We start from the raw sequence: 18,550 nt of genomic DNA, 5'->3' as shown, positions 1-18,550 counted from the left end.
TCCTGGAACGACGGGGTCACTCGCCCTCCCGCATGGGGACGCGCACCGCGCGCTCGTCGGCGACCCGCTCCGCGATGTCGTACCCCGCGTCCACGTGCCGGATGACACCCATGCCCGGGTCGTTCGTCAGGACGCGGCGGATCTTCTCGCCCGCGAGCGCCGTGCCGTCCGCCACCGAGACCTGGCCGGCGTGGAGGGAGCGGCCCATGCCGACGCCGCCGCCGTGGTGGATGGAGACCCAGGAGGCGCCCGAGGCGACGTTGACCATGGCGTTCAGGAGCGGCCAGTCGGCGATGGCGTCGGAGCCGTCGAGCATGGCCTCGGTCTCGCGGTACGGGGAGGCCACCGAACCGCAGTCGAGGTGGTCGCGGCCGATGGCGAGGGGGGCGGCGAGGGTGCCGTCGCCGACCATGTCGTTGAACATGTCGCCCGCCTTGTCGCGCTCGCCCTGGCCGAGCCAGCAGATGCGCGCGGGCAGGCCCTGGAAGTGGACGCGCTCGCCCGCCATCTTGATCCAGCGGTGCAGGGACTCGTTCTCGGGGAAGAGGTCGAGGAGCGCCTTGTCCGTCTTGTGGATGTCGGAGGCCTCGCCGGAGAGCGCCGCCCAGCGGAACGGGCCCTTGCCCTCGCAGAAGAGCGGGCGGATGTAGGCCGGGACGAAGCCGGGGAACGCGAACGCGCGCTCGTAGCCCGCGAGTTGGGCCTCGCCACGGATCGAGTTGCCGTAGTCGAAGACCTCGGCGCCCGCGTCCATGAAGCCGACCATCGCCTCGACGTGCCGCGCCATGGACTCACGGGCGCGGGTGGTGAAGCCCGCCGGATCCTTCGACGCGTACGTCTGCATGTCGTCGAAGGCGACGCCGACCGGGAGGTACGAGAGCGGATCGTGGGCCGAGGTCTGGTCGGTCACGATGTCGATGGGGGCGCCCTCGGCGAGCAGCTGCGGCAGCAGCTGAGCCGCGTTGCCGAGCAGGCCGATGGAGAGCGGGCGCCGGGCGTCACGGGCCTCGGTGGCCAGCTGGAGGGCGTGGGCCGGGCTGTCGGCCTTCACGTCCAGGTACTTGTGCTCGATGCGGCGCTCGATGGCGCGCGGGTCGACGTCGATGCAGATCGCGACGCCGTCGTTCATCGTCACGGCGAGCGGCTGGGCGCCACCCATGCCGCCGAGTCCCGCGGTGAGGGTGATGGTCCCGGCGAGCGTGCCGTTGAAGCGCTTCGCCGCGACCGCCGCGAACGTCTCGTACGTGCCCTGGAGGATGCCCTGCGTGCCGATGTAGATCCACGAACCGGCCGTCATCTGGCCGTACATGGTGAGGCCGAGCTGCTCCAGGCGGCGGAACTCCTCCCAGTTCGCCCAGTCGCCCACCAGGTTGGAGTTGGCGATGAGGACGCGCGGCGCCCACTCGTGCGTCTGCATGACGCCGACGGGGCGGCCGGACTGGACGAGCATCGTCTCGTCCTGCTTGAGCGTCTTGAGCGTGCGCACCATCGCGTCGAAGGAGCGCCAGTCGCGGGCCGCCTTGCCGGTGCCGCCGTAGACGACGAGCTTGTCGGGGTGCTCGGCGACCTCGGGGTCGAGGTTGTTCTGCAGCATGCGCAGGGCGGCTTCCTGCTGCCATCCCAGGGCACTCAGTTCCGTACCGCGCGGGGCCCGTACGGGGCGGGGTCCTGACATGGCGATGCCTCCTCGTGGCTGTGACCTCGTTACTGTGACCTTGTTATTCACATCCTGGGGTTCTGAATAGGGCTAGTCAATAGCGAACGAATGCACGAGTACGCCAGCAGTGGCCCGCCACGGATGATTGGCTGAATCAATGGGCCACGACGACGACCGGACACAGCACCTCCACGCGGGCACCGCCCCCGCCACCGCGGGCGCCGAGGCGGCAGCGCGCCGCGAGCGGGCCGTCCGCGCCGCCGTCGAGCAGGGCGTCGTCGGACCCGCCGCGCCCGTCGCGGGCCTGCTCGACGTCGCCGGGATCCGGGCGAGTGCCGCGGCCCTGCACGCCGCCTTCGACGCCGTCACCCCGCCGGGCACCCCCGTCCTGCACGCCTTCGCGGTGAAGGCGGCGCCGCTCGTCGCGGTCCTGCGGCTGCTGCGCTCGGCGGGCGTCGGCGCCGAGGTGGCGAGCCCCGGCGAGCTGGCCCTGGCGCGGGCCGCCGGAGTGCCGCCGACGGAGACCGTCCTGGACTCGCCCGCCAAGACCCCGGCCGAACTGCGCGAGGCCCTGGCGCTCGGCATCGCCGTGAACGCCGACAACCCGCAGGAGCTGGCCCGCCTCGACACGATGACGCGGTCGGCGCGGACCGGCTCCCCGCTCGGCATCCGCGTGAACCCGCAGATCGGCGGCGGCGCGATCGACGCCCTGTCGACGGCGACCCCCACCTCCAAGTTCGGGGTGCCGCTGCGCGACGAGGACGCCAGGGAGTGGGTGGTCGGGGCCTTCCTGGACCGGCCGTGGCTGACCCGCCTGCACGCGCACTCCGGGTCGCAGGGCATGCCCCTGGAGATGATGGTGCGGGGCGTCGCGGCGACGTACGAACTGGCCGAGGAGATCAACGAACGCGCCGGGCGGCGGCAGGTCGACACGATCGACATCGGCGGCGGCCTGCCCGTCAACTTCGGCTCGGACGAGGAGACGCCGACCCACGCGCAGTACGCACGCCGCCTCAAGGCACGGGTGCCGGGGCTGCTCGACGGGCGGTACGGCCTGGTCACCGAGTTCGGCCGCTCGCTGCTCGCCAAGCACGGGACGGTCCTCGCCCGCGTGGAGTACGCGAAGCACGCGGGCGGCAGGCCCATCGCCGTGACGCACGCGGGGGTGCAGGTGGCCACCCGCACCGTCTACCTGCCCGCGTCGTGGCCGCTGCGGATCCGTGCGTACGACGCCAAGGGACAGCCCAAGAGCGGGCCCGCCGTCGGGCAGGACGTCGCGGGTCCCGCCTGCTTCGCCGGTGACCTGCTCGCCGAGAACCGTCCGCTGCCGCTGCTCGAACAGGGCGACTACATCGCGGCATTGGACACCGGCGCCTACTACTTCGCGCACCACTACTCGTACAACAGCCTCGCCCGGCCCGGCGTCCACGGGTTCTCCGTGGACGCCGAGGCGGTGCGGTTCGCGGTGGCGCGGGAGCCGCAGACGCTCGACGAGATCGTGGCAGAGGCGGGCGGGGGTGCGGAGCGGGACGCCTTGCGGCAGCTCTGACGTCGCCTCCACGGACCGCGCAGTTCCCCGCACCCCCTCAAGGGAACGCGCTTGCTCGACTCGCGCATAGTGACGTGCAGCACGGGCAGATCCTTTCCCCAGACGTGTTCCCGGTCTCGGGGGAGGCTCAAGTGACGGCAACCGGCACACCCAGCACCGCACCGGCGCCCGAAGGTGACGGCGCCCTGCACCGCGCCATCGGCCCCAAACTGCTGATCCTCTTCGTGATCGGCGACATTCTCGGCACCGGCATCTACGCCACCACCGGCAAGGTCGCGGGCAAGGTCGGCGGCGCGCTCTGGGTGCCGTTCGCGATCGGGTTCGTCGTGGCGATCCTGACGGCCGCCTCGTACGTCGAACTGGTCGGCAAGTACCCGAAGGCGGCCGGTGCCGCCCTCTACACCCAGAAGGCGTTCAAGACGCCGTTCCTCACCTTCATCATCGCCTTCATGGTGATGTGCTCCGGGCTCTCGTCCGCGAGCGCGGCGGCCCGCGCCTTCAGCGGTGACTACCTCGGCGAGCTGACCGGCGACTCGCTGCCGCCCACCCTGATCGCGATCACCTTCATCGTGCTGCTCGCGGCGCTGAACATGCGGGGCGTCGCGGAGTCGGTGAAGGCCAACGTGGTCCTCACGGTCGTCGAGCTGACCGGCCTCCTGATCATCCTCGCGATCGGCGCCTACGCCGTCCTGACCGGGGACGGCGAGCCCGCACGCCTCACCGAGTTCGAGACGGGCGGCAGCGGATACGCCCTGATGACCGGGGTGTTGGGCGCGACCGCCCTCGGCTTCTTCGCCTTCGTCGGCTTCGAGGACTCGGTGAACATGGCCGAGGAGACCAAGGACCCGGTCCGCACCTTCCCGCGCGCGATCTTCATCGGCGTCGCGGTGACCGGCACGATCTACGTCCTGGTGGCGCTGGTCTCGTCCCTCCTGGTCGACAGCGAGACCCTGGAGGGGTCGAGCGGCCCGCTCCTCGAAGTCGTCAAGGCGGGTGGTGTCGACTTCCCGCACAAACTCTTCGCGCTGATCGCCCTGTTCGCGGTCACCAACTCGGCGCTGATCAACATCATGATGGCCTCGCGGCTCTGCTACGGCATGGCCAACGAGCGCATCCTGCCGCGCGCGATGGGCCGCGTCCTGCCCCGCCGCCGCACGCCGATCGTCGGCATCGTCTTCGTCTCCCTGCTCGCCGTCGGTCTGGTCTCGACCGGCGAGATCGAGGGCCTCGGCGACACCACGGCGTTCCTGCTCCTGTGCGTGTTCGCGGTGGTCAACGTGGCGGTCCTCGTCCTGCGCCGCGACCCGGTCGCCCACCGGCACTTCCGTACGCCGACGGCGCTGCCCGTGCTCGGCGCGATCACCGCCCTGATCCTCGCCAGCCCGCTGGCGGACCGCCCGGCCGAGGTCTACGTCCGGGCGGGCGTACTGATCGCGATCGGCATCGGGCTGTGGGTGGTCAACAAGGTGGTCCTGGGGGCCCGGGACGAGGACTGAGAGGGGCAGGAGCGCTCAGGGCAGGAGCGCTCGGGACAGGCGCGCTCAGGGCAGGAGGGTGAAGGCCTTCACGTGCTCGGGCCGCACGGCGGAGAAGTGGCGGTGGTCGAGGGTCGCGACCTCGGCGAGACGGAGGCGCTCCGCTACGGCGATGACGGAGGCGTCCACGGTGCCGAGGGGGAAGTCGGCGTATGTGCGGATCAGGTCCGCCGTACGGGCCAGGTCCCCCTGCTCCAGGGCGATCAGGTCCAGCTGGCCGGCGGCCACCGAGTCCAGGAAACCCGCCTCGCCTCGGGGGAGAGATACCGCTCCAGCATCCACGCGGTCTCGGTGACCACCGTCGGCACGACCTTGAGGCGCCCCTGGAAGCCTTCGGCGAACGCGCGGCACTCGGCGTGATGGGCGTCCCGCCGGTCGGCGATCGCGATCAGCACACCCGTGTCGACCAGGATTTCCTTCACCGATCGAGCTCGATTCCGTCTTGAACCAGCTCACGGTGGCGCTCCGAGAGATCCGACCGGCCCGAATCGCCGATCCCGGCGAAGGAGAGGCTCCCGGCCGGGGGCTCCGCCGCGGCGTCCTCCACGTACGGCGCGATCTCCGGGTCGGCGTCCACGATGACGCGGAGGTGCCGGAGCTTCGCCGGTGGCAGCGCGTCGAGCACGTGCCGAAGGTGGTCGTAGTCCTCTGCTGCGGTCATGGTCCGAGCGTACGTCGCGGCAGCGGCCCCCGGCACGGAACGAGGGCGTTCACCCATACGGTCCCACTGCGGGCCCCCCTGCGGCTCCCGCCAGGGGGCCTACTCCACGAACAACCCCCGCGCCGCCGCCCCCACGTCGAACTCCTCCAGGCGGGCCTGCGCGTCCGGGAGGCCGTCGCACATGGCTTCCAGGAGGACGCGGCCGAGCAGCATCGGGGCGCAGGCCGTGTCGAAGGCGAGGCCGGTGCCGACCGCCGCGGGGAGCAGCAGGTCGGAGTGGGCGGCGACCGGGGCGAACGCGGAGTCGGCGACGGTGACGACCGTCAGGCCCGCCGCCTGCGCGTGGGCGAGCGCGTCGACGACCTCGCGGGGGTGGCGGGGCAGCGCGAAGCAGAGGAGCGTCGTGGCACCGGCGCGGACCGCCGCGTCGACGCGGTCGGCGAGCATCGTGCCGCCCTCGTCGAGGAGGCGCACGTCGGGGTGGACCTTCGCGGCGAAGTAGGAGAAGCCGTACGCCTGGGACGCGGCGGCCCGCAGGCCGAGGACGGGCAGGGGGCGGGAGGCGGCGAGGAGGCGGCCCGCGCGCTCCACCGGGGCCGGGTCCGCGAGGACCTCCGCCAGGTGCCGGAGGTTCGCGATCTCCGCCTCGACGGCCTGCTGGTACTCGTTGGCGGTGCCGGCGCCCGACGTGCGGGCCGGGGCCACGTCCCGCAGGTGCCTGCGCAGCGCCGGGTAGCCGTCGAAGCCGAGGGCGACCGCGAAGCGGGTGACCGAGGGCTGGCTCACCCCGGCGAGTTCGGCGAGCTCCACGCTGGAGAGGAAGGGCGCGTCGGCGGCCCTGCGCACCATGCAGTGCGCGATGCGCCGCTGGGTGGGTGTGAGCCGGTGGCCCTCGAAGAGCACTTGCAGTCGCGCGGCAGGGCTGTCACTCATGCCGTCCCCCTCAGGATGTCCGTACCCGCAGTCGTTCCGGCGCCGAGTTCCGACCAGAGCCGGGTGAACCGGTCGAGCAGTGCGGCCGCCGCCGTCACATCATCCGTCAGCGGCCGGTCGGCGAGCTCCGCGGGCAGCACGGAGTCGGCGAGCGCGAAGGCCCGCGCGATCGGTGTTCCGGGGTCGAGGCGCAGGTCGCGTTCTCGCAACGCCCTTGTCGCGGCGACCAGTTCACACCCGACCACCAGGCGGTACGCCGCGCAGGCGCGCAGCGTCTGGCGGGCGGCGAGCGAGGCGAAGCTGGCCTGTTCCTCGACGCCGCGGGAGAGCACGGCGTGGCCGAGGGAGGCGGGCGCGGAGAAGGCGCGCAGGTCGCCGAGGGCGGCGCCGGCCGCGTATTCGAGGATCATGACGCCCGACGAGGCCGGTTCGCCGTCCGCGAGGAAGGGGCGCAGGCGGGTGAAGGCCGGTTCGTTCAGGGTGGAGAGGCGGGAGGTGGAGAGCCGCGCCGCCTGGGTCACGGCGAGCCTGAAGTGGTCGAGGGCCAGGGAGAGTTGGGCGAGGTAGAAACCGCCGTGGTGGTAGGCGGCGAGGTCCTCGGGGCAGATCAGGGGGTTCTCGGCGGCGGCGTTGATCTCGACGGCGAGAACGCCTTCGAGGGCGTCGGCCGCGTCGTGCGCGGGGCCGTGGACCTGCGGTACGCAGCGGAAGCCGTAGGGGTCCTGGATGCGGCCGAGCGGCGGGGTGGGCCGGTCGGGGGCGCCGAGGAGGCGCCGCATGAGCTCGGCGACCGCGTACGAGCCGGGGTGGCGGCGCGCCTCGTGGACGGGCAGGGCGTACGCCTCGTACGAGCCGTCGACCGCCATCAGGGAGAGCGCGGCGACGACCTGGGTGGCGCCGACGAGGCCGCGCAGTTCGTGCAGGGCGAGGGCGGACTGGCCGAGAGTGAGGGCGTTGCTGCTGATCAGGGCGAGGGCGTCGTTGTTGTCGAGGGGCTGCGGCTCGGGCGGCTCGCCGGGGCCCTGCCAGGGGTGTTCACCCGCGAGCGCGAGGCCCATCTGGGCGAGGGCGGCGATGTCGCCGGTGCCGACGGAGCCGAACTCGTTGACCGTGGGGTGGGCGCCGGTCTCCAGGGCCCGGCAGAGCGCCGTGACGACGCTCGGGCGCAGGCCCGCGCCGCCCGCGAGGAGCTGGTTGGCGCGGACGGCGAGCATCGCGCGCACCTCCCGTGCGGGCAGTTCGGCGCCGATGGCCCCGGCGTGCGAGCGGAGCAGCCGGAGGCCGTGGTCGGCGGCCGCCCCGGTGGGTACGTCTTCATTCCGGTTGGCGCCGACGCCGGTGGAGCGGCCGTAGACGCGGCCCCGGGCGGCGATCTCGCGGGCGGCGTTCCAGGAGTCCTCGGCGCGCTTCATGCCGTCGGTCGCGGGCACCGGCCGGGCGGTGGATTCGGCCAGACGTACGACGTCTGCGACCATCATTCCCCGGCCGTCGAGGATGACGACCGCTTCCCCGTCTCCGGTCGCCGTGTCCGCGATACGAGACGACTTCACTCGCATTCCTTCCCCAATCGGACGTCCTGTCTTGCCTACCGGCCAGTTGGTGCCAGCGATTTGCGCCGGAGCATTGACAACCTATTCAGACAACGAGAACTCTGCATGACGATATACAGCCGGGCAAGGGACTCCACTTGATCCAGTTCGACACGGTCCACAAGCGCTTCCCGAACGGCACGACAGCGGTCCACGACCTCACCCTGGACATGCCGGAAGGCGGCGTGACCGTCCTCGTCGGATCTTCCGGTTGCGGCAAGACGACGACCCTCCGCATGATCAACCGCATGGTCGATCCGACCTCGGGGACCATCCGGGTCGGCGGCCGCGACATCCTGGAACAGGACGCGGCGGAACTGCGCCGCTCCATCGGCTACGTCATCCAGCAGGCCGGTCTCTTCCCGCACCGCACGGTCCTCGACAACGTCGCCACGGTGCCGCTGCTGCTCGGCTGGGGCCGCAGGAAGGCGCGGGCACGGGCCGCGGAGCTCCTGGAGACGGTCGGCCTCGCCCCGGACGCGGGCAAGCGCTACCCGCACCAGCTCTCCGGCGGCCAGCAACAGCGCGTCGGCGTGGCCCGCGCGCTCGCCGCCGACCCGCCGGTGCTCCTCATGGACGAGCCGTTCGGCGCGGTCGACCCGGTGGTCCGCACCCAGCTCCAGGACGAACTCCTGCGGCTCCAGCGCGAGTTGAACAAGACCATCGTCTTCGTCACGCACGACATCGACGAGGCGGTGCGGCTCGGGGACCGGATAGCCGTCTTCCGCACGGGCGGGCACCTCGTGCAGTGCGCCGAGCCCGCGGAGCTCCTCGCCCGCCCCGCCGACGACTTCGTCGCGGACTTCCTGGGCGCGGAGCGGGGCCTGAAGCTGTTGTCCTTGACGACGCTGGCGGGTGTCCCGCAGGGACCGGCACCGGAGGGCGGACCCTGGACGCTCCGCCTGGACCCGGCGGGGGCACCGGTGTCGTGGCGGCACAAGGACGGTGCCGCCGCCGACGTCCCCGTACGCCCGCTGCGCGACACGGACTCGCTGCTGGCGGCGCTCGACCAGTCCGTCGCCTCCCCCGCCGGTCTGGTCGCCCGGGTCGACGCGGCGGGCGCCCTGACCGGGGTCTCGTCCCGGGAGGACATCCACGACGGGGCGGGCGCGGCCCACGAGAGGGGCCGTTCGGCCCGCGGGCCGGTGGGGGCCGAGCAGACAGGTCCCCGCGGGCCGGTGGGGGCTGGTCGCGCAGTTCCCGACTCGGTGCCGGGCGAGGCGGACGACTCAGGGGCGCGGGGAACTGCGCGAGCAACCCAGGACGCCCCGCACCCGCCAGGGGACCGCAAGCCGCAGCCGGGACCGCGGACCACGGAGGCCCCCGGCGACCCGGACGACGGCACCCCGGCCCCCGCCCCCGCCCCCGCCGAGCGCACCGCATGACCGTCGACTGGTCGTGGATAGCCGACCACACCGACGACCTCACCACCCTCGCCCTCTCCCACCTGCGCGCCGCCCTCTCCGCCGTCCTCCTGGGCCTGCTGATATCCCTCCCGCTCGCCGTCGTCGCCCACCGCGTCCGGCCGCTGCGCGGGCTCCTCCTCGGGCTCTCCAACGTCCTGTTCACCATCCCCTCCATCGCCGTCTTCGTACTGCTCCTGCCGGTCAGCGGGCTCACCCGCACCACCACCGTCATCGGCCTGACGATCTACACCCTCGTCGTGCTCCTGCGGAACACCGTCGAGGGTCTCGACTCCGTCCCGGCGAAGACCAAGGAAGCCGCGAAGGCCATGGGCACCCGGCCGCTGCGCACGCTGCTCACCGTCGAACTGCCCCTCGCGCTGCCGGTGATCATGGCGGGCGTACGGATCGCGACGGTCATGTCGATCTCGCTGGTCTCCGTGGCCACGTACATCGGCGACGGCGGACTCGGACAGCTCTTCACCGACGGCTTCCAGCGCAACTTCCCCACCCCGGTGATCGTCGGCGTCGTCCTCACGCTGCTCCTCGCGCTCGTCGCGGACGCCCTGCTCGTCACCCTCCAGTACGTCCTGACGCCCTGGACCCGCCGCCGCAGGAGTGCCTGACATGTTCGAACTCTTCAAGGACCTCGGCGCCTGGCTGGTCAGCGGCGAGCAGTGGACGGGCCCGGACGGCATCGCGCACCGCCTCGCCGAGCACCTGCAGTACTCGCTGCTCGCCACCCTCGTCGCGGCCGCCGTCGCGCTGCCGCTCGGCCTGCTCATCGGGCACACCGGGCGCGGCGCCTTCGTCGCGATCAACCTCTCCAGTTTCGGGCGCGCGCTGCCCACGGTCGGCCTCGTCGTCCTCGTCTTCCTGGCCAGCGGGCTCTCCATGTGGCCCGTCTACATCGCCCTCGTCGCCCTCGCGGTCCCGGCCATCGTCACCAACACGTACGCGGGCATGACCGCCGTCGACCCCGAGGTGCGGGACGCCGCGCGCGGCCAGGGCATGCGGGCCCACCAGGTCCTGTTCCAGGTGGAGTTGCCGCTCGCGCTGCCGCTGATCATGACCGGGCTGCGGCTCGCGCTGATCCAGGTCGTCGCGACGGCCACCATCGCCGCGTACGTCTCGTTCGGCGGGCTCGGCCGGTACGTCTTCGACGGCCTCGCCCAGCGCGACCTGGTCCAGGTGCTCGGCGGTGCCGTGCTCGTGGCGGCCGTCGCCGTCGTACTCGACCTCGCGCTCGCCGCCGTGCAGCGCACCCTCTTCCGCCACCGCCCCGCCAAGTCGGCCTAGGAGCACACCAGATGGCCCCCATGTCCCGCAGGAACCTCCTCGGCGGACTCCTCGCCACCGCCTCCGTCCCCGCGCTCGCCGCCTGCGGCGGCGGCATCACCTCGCTGAACGGCGACGGCTCCGGCGGCTCGGGCGGCGGATCCAGCAAGGGCGGCGTCACCATCGGCACCGCCAACTTCACCGAGAACCAGGTCCTCGGCCACCTCTACGCCGCCGCGCTCGAAGCGGCGGGCGTGAAGACGAACGTCCGCCCCAACCTCGGCACCCGCGAGATCCTCATCCCCGCCCTCAAGGGCGGCGACATCGACCTGCTGCCCGAGTACCAGGGAGCGCTGCTGCACTATCTCGACCCCCGGGCGAAGGCCACGGAGGAGGGCGAGATGCAGAACGCCCTGGCCGTGCGCCTGCCGCGCGGGCTGCAGATCCTCCCGTACGGGCGGGCCGAGGACTCCGACGCGTTCGTCGTCACCCGCGAGACCGCGAAGAGGTACGGCCTCAAGTCCCTCGCCGACCTGGCGAAGCACAACGGCAGGCTCGTCATCGGCGCCGCCCCCGAGGTGAAGAAGCGCACGGTCGGCGCGGTCGGTCTGAAGGACGTGTACGGCGTGGAGTTCAAGGAGTTCAAGTCGCTCGACTCCTCCGGGCCGCTGGTCAAGGGCGCCCTGCGCAAGGGCGACGTCGACGTCGCGAACCTCTTCACCACCGACACCGACATCGCCGCCGAGCACTGGGTCGTCCTCACCGACCCCAAGAACCTCGTCCCCGGCCAGCACATCGTCCCGCTCGTCGCCGACCGCAAGGCCGACTCGACCGTGCGCAAGGCCCTCGCCCGCCTGGGCGCCCTCCTGACGACCGAGCAGCTCACCGAGCTCAACCGCCTGGTGGACAAGGACAAGAAGGACCCGGAGGACGTCGCGCGGGACTGGGCGGAGCAGCACGGCATCGCCAAGAAGTAGCCACCCGAGGGATCGCGCACCGAGAGAACGCACACCGAAGACACGCACCAACTCGCCCGTAGAAGCAGGGGGTTCAGCGGATCATGGCAGCAGAGGATCTCGTGGAGCGGCGCTCCATCGACGTCGTCCCCGACGACGAACGGCACGGCACCGCGTTCAGCCAGTTCACGCTCTGGCTCGGCGCCAATCTGCAGATCACCGCGGTCGTCACGGGGGCACTCGCCGTCGTGTTCGGCGGCGACGTGGTGTGGTCCCTGGCGGGCCTGGTCCTCGGCAATCTGCTCGGCGGCGCGGTGATGGCCCTGCACTCGGCGCAGGGACCGAAGCTGGGGCTGCCGCAGATGATCCAGTCCCGGGCCCAGTTCGGGGTGAAGGGCGCGGTCGTCCCGCTGCTCCTCGTCATCCTCATGTACGTCGGGTTCTTCGCGAGCGGCAGCGTGCTCGCCGGACAGGCCACCGCCGAGCTGACGCACACGAACGACACCACCGGCATCGTGATCTTCGCCGTGGTCACGGCGGTCATGGCGGCGGTCGGCTACCGCGTCATCCACGCGCTCGGCCGGGTGGCGAGCGTGATCTGCGCGCTCGCCTTCGTCTACCTCGGCATCCGGCTCCTGGACCGCGTGGACCTGTCCTCACTCCTCTCCGACGCCCACTTCGACCTGCCGATGTTCCTGCTCGCCGTCTCCCTCTCCGCCTCCTGGCAGCTGGCCTTCGGCCCCTACGTGGCGGACTACTCGCGCTACCTGCCGCGCACGACCTCGGCGAAGGCCACCTTCTGGTGGACGCTGTCGGGCTCGGCGCTCGGCTCGCAGTGGTCGATGACGTTCGGGGTCCTGGTGGCGGCGAGCGCCGGGGGCGCCTTCCTCGACGACCAGGTCGGCTACGTCGTCGGCCTCGGCGGCACCGGCCTGGTCGCCTCCCTCCTGTACTTCGTGATCGCGCTCGGCAAGCTGACCATCAACGTGCTCAACACGTACGGCGGTTTCATGTCGATGGTCACCAGCATCAGCGGATTCCGCGGCAGCCGCGTCCTCGGGCCCCGCGGGCGGGCCGCGTACATCGCGGTGATCATGGTGGCGGGCACGGCGGTCGCCCTGCTCGGCAAGGACAGCTTCCTGGCGTCCTTCAAGGACTTCCTGCTGTTCCTGCTGACCTTCTTCACGCCGTGGTCGGCCATCAACCTGGTCGACTACTACCTGATCTCGCGCGAGCGGTACGACATCCCCGCCCTCTTCGACCCGCACGGCCGTTACGGCGCCTGGCGCTGGGACGCACTCACGGTGTACGGCGTCGGGCTCCTCGCCCAGCTGCCCTTCCTCGTCACGCACTTCTACACGGGCCCACTGGTCGAGCCGCTGGGCGGCGCCGACATCTCGTGGATCGTGGGGCTCGTGGTGCCCGCGGTGCTGTACTGGGCGCTGGCCAGGCGGAACCCGCCCGTCCCTGGGGAGGGGCCCCGCACGGAAAGGGGGGTTAGCCCCACCGCGAGCGAGGCCTGTGCGCCGTAACGTAACCAGGTATGGAAGCCCGAGACGCCGAACTCAAGAAGGAACTCGACGCCACTCTGCACGCCCGCAGAGAGCTCGGCGAAGAGTACGACTCCGCCTTGGTCGACTCGTTCCTGGGGAAGATCGAGCAGCGCCTGGACGGCACGGTCGACCGCCGCATGCGGCGCCATCTGGCCGAGCAGCAGATGATCGTCGCCCGCGGGGCCCGCTCCCCCGGCAGCGGCGTCGACTCGTGGGGCGAGCGCTTCGGATTCGGCGTGGTCTCGCTGGTCCTCGCCATCCCGCTCTCCGCGATCGCCGTGGTCAACGCCGGCCTGACCGGGCTCTTCGTGTCCTGGGCCGGCATCTTCGGCGTGAACGCGGTGCACTCGGTGCGCGGCGCGCAGTTCGGGCGCAGGCGCCGCGAGCGCACCTCGGAGTGGGACGACGCCTGAGCCCGTTCCGCGGGCCGGGGGCTCACGCCTGGCGCGTGGGCAGCACGATCAGCTGGCGCAGGTTGACGTGGCGCGGCCGGCTCGTCGCGTACGCGATGAGGTCGGCGACGTCGTCCGGGGCCAGCGATCCGACCGCGCCGAACATGCCTTCCAGCTGCTCGCTGAGCTCGTCGTTGTCGACGTGGCCGCGCAGCTCGGTGTCCGTGAAGCCCGGCTCGATGTTGGTGACGCGCACGTCGCGCGGGCCGAGTTCGGTGCGCAGCGACTCCGACAGGTAGGTCAGCGCCGCCTTCGTCGCCCCGTACACCGCGTAGTTGGTGAACGCGATGTGCGCGCCGATCGAGGAGATGTTGACCAGGTCCGCCGCGTCGCCCGCGGCGGCCGCCCCGACCAGGTCCGGCGTGAAGGCGCCGATGATCCGCAGCGCGCCCGCCACGTTCGTGTCCAGCATTCGCTGCCACTCGTCGGTGCGGGCGTCGGTGACCGGGTTGGGGAGCATCACGCCCGCCGAGTTCACCACCAGGTCCACGCGTCCGTACGCCGCGTGCACGCGCTCCGCGGCGGCGTCCACCGAGGCCTGGTCGGTGATGTCGGCGGTGACGGCGAGCGCCCGGCCGCCGTCCGCCTCGATCTTCGCGGCCAGCTCGTCGAGGCGCTCCGTGCGCCGGGCGAGGAGGACGACCCGCGCGCCCCGCGCGGCGAGCAGCCGGGCCGTGGCCTCGCCGATGCCGCTGGCGGCGCCGGTGACGAGGGCGGTACGGTCCTGCAGCTTCTCGTACGACATCTCTGAACTCCCTTGCGGTCCTTGCCGTGTCCGGGGGTCCCCGGCGGCGAGAACCACTCTGCGCACCGGGCGGGCCGCTACCCAGGGCTGTGCTTTTCCTGGGTCCGGCAGTACCAGGCTCAACTCCGGCCGCCGCCCTAGGATCGAACGCATGGACGGTGACCTCGGAGACTTCCTGCGCTCACGGCGCGCCCGCATCCAGCCCGCGGACGTGGGCCTCACCGCGCACGGCCGCCGCCGCGTGCCCGGTCTGCGGCGCGAGGAGGTCGCCCAGCTGGCGGGCGTGAGCGTGGACTACTACATCCGCCTCGAACAGGGCCGCGGGCCCTCGGTGTCCGACGCCGTGCTCGACGCGATCGCGCGGGTGCTGCGCCTTGACGAGACCGAGCACGCCTACCTGCGTACGGTGGCCCGTCCGCGGTCCCGGCCCCGCCGGGGCGCCGCCGTCGCCGCTCAGCGGGTCCGGCCCGGGCTCCAGCTCCTGCTCGACACCATCGACCGGGCGCCCGCGTTCGTCTTCGGCCGCCGCATGGACGTCCTGGCCTGGAACGCGCTCGGCGACGCCCTCAACGGCTTCTCCCGCCTCACTCCCGCCGAGCGCAACATTCCCCGCCAGGTCTTCCTCGACGGCCCCGGCAGGGCGTGCTATCCGGAGTGGGAGGCGGTGGCCGCGGAGACCGTCGCGTATCTGCGCCTGGACGCGGCGCGGTACCCCTCGGACACGGCGCTCTGCTCGCTGGTCGGCGAGCTGTCCGTCAAGAGCGAGGACTTCCGCCGGCTGTGGGCGGACCACCAGGTCAAGGAGAAGACCCACGGCGTGAAGCGGATGACCCACCCCGTCGCGGGCGACCTGGTCCTCCCCTACGAGACGCTGGCCCTGCCCGGCGATCCCGAGCAGCTTCTGGTCGTCTATACGCCGGAGCCGGGATCGGAGAGTGCGGAGAGGCTGGCGCTGCTCGGCAGTTGGACGGCGGCTCGGGTCGCGGGGCCCTGAGCGGGCTGGGTTCCGCCCCGGCTGCGGCCCGGTGGGGGCTGGTCGCGCAGTTCCCCGCGCCCCTGGGTAACCCTCCTCGCCGCCCACCCGAAGGCCCCGCCCAAGGGGCGCGGGGAACTGCGCGGTCTTTTCAGGGGCGCGGGGAACTGCGCGACCAGCCACGACGGAGCCGCACGGGAAAACGGCGAGGGAGCCCTCAGGGGCGCGGGGAACTGCGCGGTCTTTTCAGGGGCGCGGGGAACTGCGCGACCAGCCACGACGGGCCCGCACTGGGAAACGACGAGGAGGAACCCTTAAGGGGCGCGGGGAACTGCGCGAGAAACCCCCACCGGCCCGCAGGGAATCCGTTCGGCCGGTCGCCGCGGAGACCGCCGCGCCCCCGGGGGAAACCCCCAGGGGCCGGGACGACGACGGCCTCCGCGGCGGACGTGCGCTCGGTCAGGGCCAGGCCACGTCCAGGCGTCCGTGGATTTCCGGGAGCCGCTCCGAAGTTCCTGACGCCGACACAGAACACTGTGCCCTGCCCGTGTTAAGCGCGTGCTGCGCGAACATGACGCCCGCGTACCACTTCCGCGAAGACCCGGCCGGGCCCCGCCTCACTGCCCCGGCTGAGCCGCCAGGAACGCCAGCAGGTCCTGCCGGCTCACGACGCCGGTCGGCTTGCCCTCGACCAGGACGATCGCGGCGTCGGCCCCGCCGAGCACCGACATCAGGTCCGCCACCGGCTCCCCGGAGCCGACCTGCGGCAGCGGGTCCGACATGTGCTTCTCCAGCGGATCGGAGAGCGAGGCCCGCTGCGTGAACAGCGCGTCGAGGAGCTCGCGTTCGACGACCGAGCCGATGACCTCCGCGGCCATCACGTCCGGGTGCCCCGCGCCCGGCTTCACGATCGGCATCTGCGAGACCCCGTACTCACGGAGCACGTCGATGGCCTCGCCGACCGTCTCCTCGGGGTGCATGTGCACCAGCGAGGGCAGCTCGCCGCCCTCCTTGCGGCTCAGCACGTCGCCGACGCGCGGCGCGTCGCCCGCCTGCTCCAGGAAGCCGTAGTCGTTCATCCACTCGTCGCTGAAGATCTTGCTCATGTAGCCGCGCCCGGAGTCGGGAAGGAGCACCACCACGACGTCGTCGGGGCCGAGCCGCTCGGCGACCCGCAGCGCCGCCACGACGGCCATGCCGCAGGACCCGCCGACGAGCAGCCCCTCCTCCTTGGCCAGGCGCCGGGTCATCTGGAAGGAGTCCTTGTCGGACACCGCGATGATCTCGTCCGTCACGTTCCTGTCGTACGCGGTCGGCCAGAAGTCCTCACCGACGCCCTCGACCAGGTAGGGCCGCCCGGACCCGCCGGAGTACACGGATCCCTCGGGGTCGGCACCGACGACGGTGACCTTCCCCTGCGAGACCTCCTTCAGGTATCCGCCCGTACCGGAGATCGTGCCGCCGGTCCCGATGCCCGCCACGAAATGGGTGATCTTCCCGGCCGTCTGCTCCCAGAGCTCGGGGCCCGTGGAGTGGTAGTGGGAGAGCGGGTTGTTGGGGTTGCTGTACTGGTCGGGCTTCCAGGCGCCGGGCGTCTCGCGGACAAGCCGGTCGGAGACGTTGTAGTACGAATCCGGGTGCTCGGGGTCGACGGCGGTCGGGCAGACCACCACGTCGGCGCCGTACGCGCGCAGCACATTGATCTTGTCGAGGGACACCTTGTCGGGGCAGACGAAGATGCACTTGTAGCCCTTCTGCTGGGCCACGATGGCGAGGCCGACCCCGGTGTTGCCGGAGGTGGGCTCGACGATGGTGCCGCCGGGCTTCAGCTCCCCGCTCTGCTCCGCCGCCTCGATCATGCGCAGCGCGATGCGGTCCTTCACGGAACCGCCGGGGTTGAAGTACTCGACCTTGGCCAGGACGGTCGCCTGGATGCCCGCGGTCACGTTGTTGAGCCTCACCAGCGGGGTGTTGCCGACGAGGCTGATCATCGAGTCGTGGAATTGCACCGTTGTCTCCGGGCTGCGATGTAGTGCGACGAATTGGTGCGGTCAGCCTAAGGGGCCGACTCATCCGTTCACCTCTGCTTGCGATTGGCCGACCGTGCTTACGGGGCAATGAGTGGATGTACGGCCGTATGCAGCGGTACGGCACGAGGAGGTGGCTGCAGGGCATGTCGAGGGCGAGGGTGGCACGGCGGATCGCCGCGGGCGCGGCGTACGGCGGAGGAGGCATCGGGCTGCTCGGGGCCGCCACGGTGGGCGTGGTGCTCGCCGAGGTGCAGCTGGCTAAACGGAACGTGGGCAACGGCGGCCACGCGGATCCACCGCGCGCCGACGGCCGCTACGGCGGGGCCTTCGCCGACCGCGCCATCGGCTGCTCGGCGGTGCGGTTCGCGATGCTCGGCGACTCCACGGCCGCGGGCCAGGGCGTGCACCGGGCCCGGCAGACCCCGGCCGCGCTGCTCGCCTCCGGTCTCGCCGCGGTGGCCGAGCAACCCGTCGACCTGCGGAACGTGGCGCTGCCCGGCGCCCAGTCGGACGACCTGGACCGGCAGGTGACGCTGATCCTCTCGGACCCGTCCTGGGTGCCGGACGTCTGCGTCATCATGATCGGCGCGAACGACGTGACGCACCGGATGCCGCCCACCCGCTCCGTACGCCACCTCTCCGCGGCGGTCCGCAGGCTCCGTACGGCCGGGGCGGAGGTGGTCGTCGGCACCTGCCCCGACCTGGGCACGGTCGAGAACGTCTACCAGCCGCTGCGGTGGATGGCCCGCCGCGTCTCGCGGCAGCTGGCCGCGGCGCAGACGATCGGTGCGGTGGAGCAGGGCGGACGGACGGTGTCCCTCGGCGACCTGCTCGGTCCCGAGTTCGCGGCGAATCCGCGGGAGCTGTTCGGTCCCGACCGGTACCACCCCTCTGCCGAGGGGTATGCGACGGCGGCGATGGCGGTTCTGCCCACGTTGTGCGCTGCGCTGGGGCTGTGGCCGGAGGAGGAGCGGCCCGACGTCTCGCGGCGCGAGGGGTTCCTGCCGGTGGCTCGGGCGGCGGCTCAAGCGGCTTCGGAGGGCGGTACGGAGGTCACTGCGGCGATGCCTACGGGGCCTCGGGGGCCGTGGGCCCTCCTCAAGCGCCGGCGCCGCCGCCGCATCCACGCCCCGGACCCGTCCCCCCTCCCTCAGCTCCCTCCGCTCCCCCCGTCCGGAACCGGGCCGACACCCCGCGCCCCTCCTCCGCCGCCCCCGCCCTCCTCGCCTCGCTCCT

17 protein-coding genes and 1 pseudogene are annotated in these 18,550 nt (G+C 72.1%); 10 read left to right on the top strand and 8 right to left on the bottom strand.

Features of this window, described 5'->3' with window-relative positions:
- Positions 1–16: 16 nt before the first annotated feature.
- A complete protein-coding gene (hutU, locus tag ACZ69I_RS36305; RefSeq protein WP_467672154.1) occupies positions 17–1,675 on the bottom strand; it encodes a urocanate hydratase in 1,659 nt (552 codons plus the stop codon).
- A 139-nt stretch (positions 1,676–1,814) separates the two neighbouring features.
- Between hutU and ACZ69I_RS36300 the strand changes: the two genes are divergently transcribed.
- Both ACZ69I_RS36300 and ACZ69I_RS36295 read left to right on the top strand, forming a co-directional pair.
- A complete protein-coding gene (locus ACZ69I_RS36300; RefSeq protein WP_470836763.1) occupies positions 1,815–3,206 on the top strand; it encodes a type III PLP-dependent enzyme domain-containing protein in 1,392 nt (463 codons plus the stop codon).
- A gap of 131 nt (positions 3,207–3,337) precedes the next feature.
- On the top strand, positions 3,338–4,702 hold the full coding sequence (locus ACZ69I_RS36295) for an APC family permease (protein WP_470836762.1): 1,365 nt from the start codon (positions 3,338–3,340) through the stop codon (positions 4,700–4,702).
- A 45-nt stretch (positions 4,703–4,747) separates the two neighbouring features.
- Here ACZ69I_RS36295 and ACZ69I_RS36290 read toward each other — a convergent pair whose 3' ends face one another.
- From ACZ69I_RS36290 to ACZ69I_RS36270, 5 genes are all read right to left on the bottom strand, one after another.
- On the bottom strand, positions 4,748–4,969 hold the full coding sequence (locus ACZ69I_RS36290; RefSeq protein ID WP_470836761.1) for a hypothetical protein: 222 nt from the start codon (positions 4,967–4,969) through the stop codon (positions 4,748–4,750).
- Entirely contained in the window at positions 4,945–5,163 is a 219-nt protein-coding gene (locus ACZ69I_RS36285; protein ID WP_470836760.1) for a PIN domain-containing protein, read from the bottom strand. The genes ACZ69I_RS36290 and ACZ69I_RS36285 overlap by 25 nt, the downstream gene beginning before the upstream one ends.
- Complete coding sequence (locus tag ACZ69I_RS36280; protein WP_470836758.1) at positions 5,160–5,402, bottom strand: hypothetical protein; 243 nt, start codon at positions 5,400–5,402, stop codon at positions 5,160–5,162. The genes ACZ69I_RS36285 and ACZ69I_RS36280 overlap by 4 nt, the downstream gene beginning before the upstream one ends.
- Before the next feature lie 99 nt (positions 5,403–5,501).
- On the bottom strand, positions 5,502–6,335 hold the full coding sequence (locus ACZ69I_RS36275) for a MurR/RpiR family transcriptional regulator (protein WP_467672164.1): 834 nt from the start codon (positions 6,333–6,335) through the stop codon (positions 5,502–5,504).
- Positions 6,332–7,891, bottom strand: coding sequence for an aromatic amino acid ammonia-lyase (locus ACZ69I_RS36270; RefSeq protein WP_470836757.1), 1,560 nt, complete (start codon positions 7,889–7,891; stop codon positions 6,332–6,334). The genes ACZ69I_RS36275 and ACZ69I_RS36270 overlap by 4 nt, the downstream gene beginning before the upstream one ends.
- Positions 7,892–8,022: 131 nt before the next feature.
- Here ACZ69I_RS36270 and ACZ69I_RS36265 point away from each other — a divergent pair.
- The 6 genes and pseudogenes from ACZ69I_RS36265 to ACZ69I_RS36240 form a co-directional block, all read left to right on the top strand.
- Positions 8,023–9,060 (top strand): annotated as a pseudogene (locus tag ACZ69I_RS36265) (ABC transporter ATP-binding protein); the annotation flags it as partial.
- A 245-nt stretch (positions 9,061–9,305) separates the two neighbouring features.
- Complete coding sequence (locus tag ACZ69I_RS36260) at positions 9,306–9,953, top strand: ABC transporter permease (RefSeq protein ID WP_470836756.1); 648 nt, start codon at positions 9,306–9,308, stop codon at positions 9,951–9,953.
- Position 9,954: 1 nt separating this feature from the next.
- Positions 9,955–10,626, top strand: coding sequence for an ABC transporter permease (locus tag ACZ69I_RS36255; RefSeq protein ID WP_470836755.1), 672 nt, complete (start codon positions 9,955–9,957; stop codon positions 10,624–10,626).
- A 20-nt stretch (positions 10,627–10,646) separates the two neighbouring features.
- Positions 10,647–11,582, top strand: a complete 936-nt coding sequence (locus tag ACZ69I_RS36250; protein ID WP_470836812.1) for an ABC transporter substrate-binding protein — start codon at positions 10,647–10,649, stop codon at positions 11,580–11,582.
- Between the two features lie 83 nt (positions 11,583–11,665).
- A complete protein-coding gene (locus ACZ69I_RS36245; RefSeq protein ID WP_467672172.1) occupies positions 11,666–13,093 on the top strand; it encodes a purine-cytosine permease family protein in 1,428 nt (475 codons plus the stop codon).
- 11 nt (positions 13,094–13,104) lie between these two features.
- Positions 13,105–13,527: a hypothetical protein gene (locus ACZ69I_RS36240; RefSeq protein WP_467672174.1), complete on the top strand. Its 423-nt coding sequence runs from the start codon at positions 13,105–13,107 to the stop codon at positions 13,525–13,527.
- A gap of 22 nt (positions 13,528–13,549) precedes the next feature.
- Here the strand turns inward: ACZ69I_RS36240 and ACZ69I_RS36235 are convergent, their stop codons facing one another.
- On the bottom strand, positions 13,550–14,311 hold the full coding sequence (locus tag ACZ69I_RS36235) for an SDR family oxidoreductase (RefSeq protein ID WP_470836753.1): 762 nt from the start codon (positions 14,309–14,311) through the stop codon (positions 13,550–13,552).
- A gap of 151 nt (positions 14,312–14,462) precedes the next feature.
- On the opposite strand from ACZ69I_RS36235, the gene ACZ69I_RS36230 reads away from it, so the two are divergent.
- Positions 14,463–15,305, top strand: a complete 843-nt coding sequence (locus tag ACZ69I_RS36230) for a helix-turn-helix transcriptional regulator (protein ID WP_470836752.1) — start codon at positions 14,463–14,465, stop codon at positions 15,303–15,305.
- A 596-nt stretch (positions 15,306–15,901) separates the two neighbouring features.
- On the opposite strand, the gene ACZ69I_RS36225 is transcribed toward ACZ69I_RS36230, so the two are convergent.
- Positions 15,902–17,293 (bottom strand): cystathionine beta-synthase, encoded by a 1,392-nt coding sequence (locus ACZ69I_RS36225; RefSeq protein WP_467672180.1) that lies wholly within the window; start codon positions 17,291–17,293, stop codon positions 15,902–15,904.
- Positions 17,294–17,457: 164 nt separating this feature from the next.
- Here ACZ69I_RS36225 and ACZ69I_RS36220 point away from each other — a divergent pair.
- Positions 17,458–18,550 (top strand): SGNH/GDSL hydrolase family protein (locus tag ACZ69I_RS36220; protein WP_470836751.1); only part of this gene is annotated, 1,093 nt, incomplete at its 3' end.

This window comes from Streptomyces sp. NPDC036815 (genome assembly GCF_055609205.1).
The sequence above is the reverse complement of the archived record's forward strand: the minus strand, read 5'-3'. Positions and strand labels throughout refer to the sequence as shown.

Excerpts from the sequence above, each read along its gene's own strand:
- ACZ69I_RS36275 (WP_467672164.1), bottom strand. The coding sequence starts at position 6,335 with ATGAGTGACAGCCCTGCCGCGCGACTGCAAGTGCTCTTCGAGGGCCAC.
- ACZ69I_RS36260 (WP_470836756.1), top strand. The coding sequence starts at position 9,306 with ATGACCGTCGACTGGTCGTGGATAGCCGACCACACCGACGACCTCACC.
- ACZ69I_RS36230 (WP_470836752.1), top strand. The coding sequence starts at position 14,463 with ATGGACGGTGACCTCGGAGACTTCCTGCGCTCACGGCGCGCCCGCATC.
- ACZ69I_RS36300 (WP_470836763.1), top strand. The coding sequence starts at position 1,815 with ATGGGCCACGACGACGACCGGACACAGCACCTCCACGCGGGCACCGCC.
- ACZ69I_RS36240 (WP_467672174.1), top strand. The coding sequence starts at position 13,105 with ATGGAAGCCCGAGACGCCGAACTCAAGAAGGAACTCGACGCCACTCTG.
- hutU (WP_467672154.1), bottom strand. The coding sequence starts at position 1,675 with ATGTCAGGACCCCGCCCCGTACGGGCCCCGCGCGGTACGGAACTGAGT.
- ACZ69I_RS36235 (WP_470836753.1), bottom strand. The coding sequence starts at position 14,311 with ATGTCGTACGAGAAGCTGCAGGACCGTACCGCCCTCGTCACCGGCGCC.
- ACZ69I_RS36255 (WP_470836755.1), top strand. The coding sequence starts at position 9,955 with ATGTTCGAACTCTTCAAGGACCTCGGCGCCTGGCTGGTCAGCGGCGAG.
- ACZ69I_RS36245 (WP_467672172.1), top strand. The coding sequence starts at position 11,666 with ATGGCAGCAGAGGATCTCGTGGAGCGGCGCTCCATCGACGTCGTCCCC.
- ACZ69I_RS36280 (WP_470836758.1), bottom strand. The coding sequence starts at position 5,402 with ATGACCGCAGCAGAGGACTACGACCACCTTCGGCACGTGCTCGACGCG.
- ACZ69I_RS36250 (WP_470836812.1), top strand. The coding sequence starts at position 10,647 with ATGTCCCGCAGGAACCTCCTCGGCGGACTCCTCGCCACCGCCTCCGTC.
- ACZ69I_RS36270 (WP_470836757.1), bottom strand. The coding sequence starts at position 7,891 with ATGCGAGTGAAGTCGTCTCGTATCGCGGACACGGCGACCGGAGACGGG.